The organism is uncultured Aquincola sp., from assembly GCF_964001545.1.
In the GTDB taxonomy this organism is placed as follows: Bacteria; Pseudomonadota; Gammaproteobacteria; order Burkholderiales; family Burkholderiaceae_C; genus Aquincola.
Map to the genome: position 1 here is coordinate 1 of NZ_CAXFDV010000428.1, position 3,215 is coordinate 3,215.

A 3,215-nucleotide genomic window follows, 5' to 3' on the forward strand; every position below is an offset into this window, starting at 1 on the left:
CAAGCCCGAAGGCGCGGCCGGCCCCACCTCGCTGGGCCTGGTGGCCGCCGGCCAGACGGTCGAGATCCCCGCCACCCGCCTGCCCGGCGTGGGCGCCCGGCAGCTGTTCGAGATCACGCTGGAGCCCGAAGGCGGCTCCACCATCGGCCGGCCGACCGGGCCCATCCTGTTCGTGGGGCGCAGCGTCCGGCTGTAGGCGGATCGCATGCTGGGGATGGGCGTTGCAGCCGGCTGGCTGCAACATCGGTGGTCACCATCCGTGCTGCCAGGAGCCGACCATGCGCATCTTCCCGATCGTCCTCATCCTCATCGGCGGGTTCGGGCTGCTCAGGCACTACGGCTACATCGACCGCGAGATGATGCAGCTGCTGTGGCCGTTGCTGCTCATCGGCATCGGCGTGGCCCTGCTGGTGCGCAAGCCCCGCTGGCGCGTGTGGGGCACAGACCGCTGGGAGCGCCGCATGGCTCGTCGATTCGGCCCGGCCTGGGTGCAGATGAGCGATGAAGAGCGGGCACGGTTCCGTGCCGACGGCGGCGCGCAGCGCTGAGCCGCCAGCCGCCGGCCTTGCCCGCTAACGCTCCACCGCCTGCCCCACGTAGCGCGAGACCTTGGGCGGCGCCTTGCCGCGGTGGAAGCCGAGGCGCCGGTCGCGCAGCGCCAGTTCCACCGCGGTGATGCGGTCGAAGCGGCGCAGGTGCTCGGTCCAGTTCTCGTCGACGTAGTACTCCATCCAGTGCCGAGGGTTGGCATGGTCGCGGAACACGCCCCAGGAAATGGCGCCTTGCCCCAACCGGCTGCGGCGGCTTTCGCGCATCAGCTCCGAGAAGGCGGGCTCGTCCTGCGGGTCGACGTCGTACTCGATCGTCACCATCACCGGGCCGGCCTGCGCGTCCACGTCGGGCGCGGCGGTGGGGCTCTTGAGCACGTCGCGCTGCGGCGTCAGGTCGGCGTCGCCCAGCTGCTGCACCCGCTGGTTGCGCAGCAGCACCAGCATCAGCAGGCCGGTGGCGGCAGCCGCCAGCAGGCTGATCTGCAGGTTGGTGATGCCGGCCACCTGGCCCCACAGCGCGGCGCCGCCGGCGCTGCCGGCCATCAACGCGGTCTGGTAGATGGACATGCCGCGGGCCCGCACCCAATCGGGCAGCGCCAGCTGGGCCGAGAGGGTGAGCGAATTGGCCACCGAGATCCAGCCCGCGCCGGCCAGCACCATCGCCGGCGCGCTGACCCACAGGCTGGGCGACAGCGCCACCACCAGCGTGCCCAGCGCATTGAGCAAGGTGCCGTACTGCACCAGGTCGTCGCGCGTGAAGCGCTCGCGGATGCGCGGCAGCATCAGCGCCGTGGCCACCGCCCCCGCGCCCATGCAGGCCAGCAGCAGCGTGAAGATGCCGGCGCCGCCATGCGACAGGCGCTGCGCCACCAGCGGCATCAGCGCCAGCAGCGCGGTGCTGTGCAGAAAGAACACGAAGATGCGCAACAGCACCACCCGCATGCCCGGCGACTGGCGCACGTACTGGATGCCCACGCGCATCGCGCCCACGAAGCGCTCGCCCGGCAGCGCACTGGCGCGCGGCGTGTTCTTCCACTGCCAGATGATCAGCGCCGCGCCCAGCGACAGCGCGGCATTGAGGCCGAACACCCAGGCGCTGCCCAGCCCGGTGAGGATGGCGCCGGCCAGAATGGGCCCGGCGATGCGCGATGCATTCATCGCGATGGCGTTGAGCGCCAGCGCGGCCGTGAGCTCGCTGCGCGGTACCAGCTCGGGCACGATGGCCGCGAACACCGGCCAGCGCATCGCCAGCCCGATGCCGTTGGCAAACACCAGCACCAGCAGCAGCGGCGCATTGAGTGCGCCCGAAAACGCCAGCACGCTGAGCAGCACCGCGGTGACCGCCACCCACAGCTGCGTGAACATGAACCAGTGCCGCCGGTCGACGATGTCGGCCATCGCGCCGCTGGGCACGCCCAGCAGGAACACCGGCAGCGTGGCCGCCGTCTGCACCAGCGCCACCCACACCGGGTTGGGCGCCAGCTGCGTCATCAGCCAGGCGGCCGCCACGTCGTTCATCCACATGCACACGTTGGCGGTGACCGTGGCCAGCCACAACATGCGAAAGACCGGCCGGGCCAGCGGCGCCAGCGTGCCGGTGCGGGGCGGGGCCGAGGGGGGCTCGGGCGGGGAGGAGGGCGACAGGGGTTCGATGGACATCGGCAGGCCGCCGACTTTAGCCCGGCTGCGCACCGCCGCCGTTGTGGGAACTGCGGTGGGCCTGGGTGCGGCGCGGTTTCAGCGGCGGCCGCGGCGGCCGATATCTGCGGGCATGAGAAGCAGGTTGTCAGTGACGGGTGTGGCCCTGGCCGTGGTGCTGGCCGCGTGCGGCGGCGGCGGGGCTGAGTCGGAGGCGGCCACCGGCACCGGCACCGCCGGTGGCACGGCGGGCGGCACGGTGCCCGTGGCGGATGCGACCGAGGCGGCCGCGCTGGCCCTGGCCACCGTCAACCAGGAGCGTGAGCGTTGCGGCTTCGGGCGCGTGCAGCGCCAGGCCCAGCTCGACACCGCCGCCGGCTGGCATGCCGACTACCTGAAACTGCGTTTCACCGAAGGCGTGGCCGCCACCCACACCGAAGATCCCTCGCGCAGCGGCTTCAAGGGCGTGACCGCGGCCGACCGTGTGCAGGCCGCCGGGTACCGCTATGCGCAGATGGGCGAGTACCTGAGCTTTGCGCCGCTGAGCAGCAGCGTACCGCCGGGCGACGCGCTGGTGCGGGCGATGCTGGCCACCGTGTACCACCTGGCCGGCATGCTGGACGGCAACACCGACGTGGGCGTGGCCGTGGCGCTGGCCGATGCGGCGCCGTCGCCCTACCGCCAGTCCATCCTGGCCTGGGAAACCGGCACGCCGCCGGGGCGCCAGCCGCTGGAGCCGGCCGCGCTGCTCACCTACCCGTGCTCGGGCAGCGCCGGCCTGCAGCCTTACATGTACGGCGAAAGCCCCGAGCCTTTCACCGGCCTGGGTTTCACCGCCGGGCCGGGCACCGGCCACCCGATCTACCTGCGCGCGCCGGCCGGCCAGCGCATCCGCCTGACCGCCGCCACGCTCACCAGCGGCAACGGCCGCGCGGTGCCGGTGCTGCTGTACCACGCCAGCGACGACCCGCAGCACCTGCTGGCCGGCCACCAGGCCTTCGTCATCCCGCGCGAAGCGCTGGACCC

General features: G+C 72.5%; 4 protein-coding genes. 3 read left to right on the forward strand and 1 reads right to left on the reverse strand.

Translation table 11 applies throughout. From position 1 onward, the window contains the following. Together ABNT58_RS14495 and ABNT58_RS14500 are read left to right on the forward strand one after the other, a co-directional pair. Window positions 1-196: anti-sigma factor (locus ABNT58_RS14495; protein ID WP_348754168.1), on the forward strand; the 196-nt coding region annotated here is incomplete at its 5' end. An 82-nt stretch (window positions 197-278) separates the two neighbouring features. Beyond that, window positions 279-548: a DUF5668 domain-containing protein gene (locus ABNT58_RS14500; RefSeq protein ID WP_348754169.1), complete on the forward strand. Its 270-nt coding sequence runs from the start codon at window positions 279-281 to the stop codon at window positions 546-548. A gap of 24 nt (window positions 549-572) precedes the next feature. Here the strand turns inward: ABNT58_RS14500 and ABNT58_RS14505 are convergent, their stop codons facing one another. Further along, a complete protein-coding gene (locus ABNT58_RS14505) occupies window positions 573-2,210 on the reverse strand; it encodes an MFS transporter (protein WP_348754170.1) in 1,638 nt (545 codons plus the stop codon). A 130-nt stretch (window positions 2,211-2,340) separates the two neighbouring features. Between ABNT58_RS14505 and ABNT58_RS14510 the strand changes: the two genes are divergently transcribed. Then, a partial coding sequence (locus tag ABNT58_RS14510; RefSeq protein WP_348754171.1) for a hypothetical protein occupies window positions 2,341-3,215 on the forward strand: 875 nt, incomplete at its 3' end.

Excerpts from the sequence above, each read along its gene's own strand:
- ABNT58_RS14505 (WP_348754170.1), bottom strand. The coding sequence starts at position 2,210 with ATGTCCATCGAACCCCTGTCGCCCTCCTCCCCGCCCGAGCCCCCCTCG.
- ABNT58_RS14500 (WP_348754169.1), top strand. The coding sequence starts at position 279 with ATGCGCATCTTCCCGATCGTCCTCATCCTCATCGGCGGGTTCGGGCTG.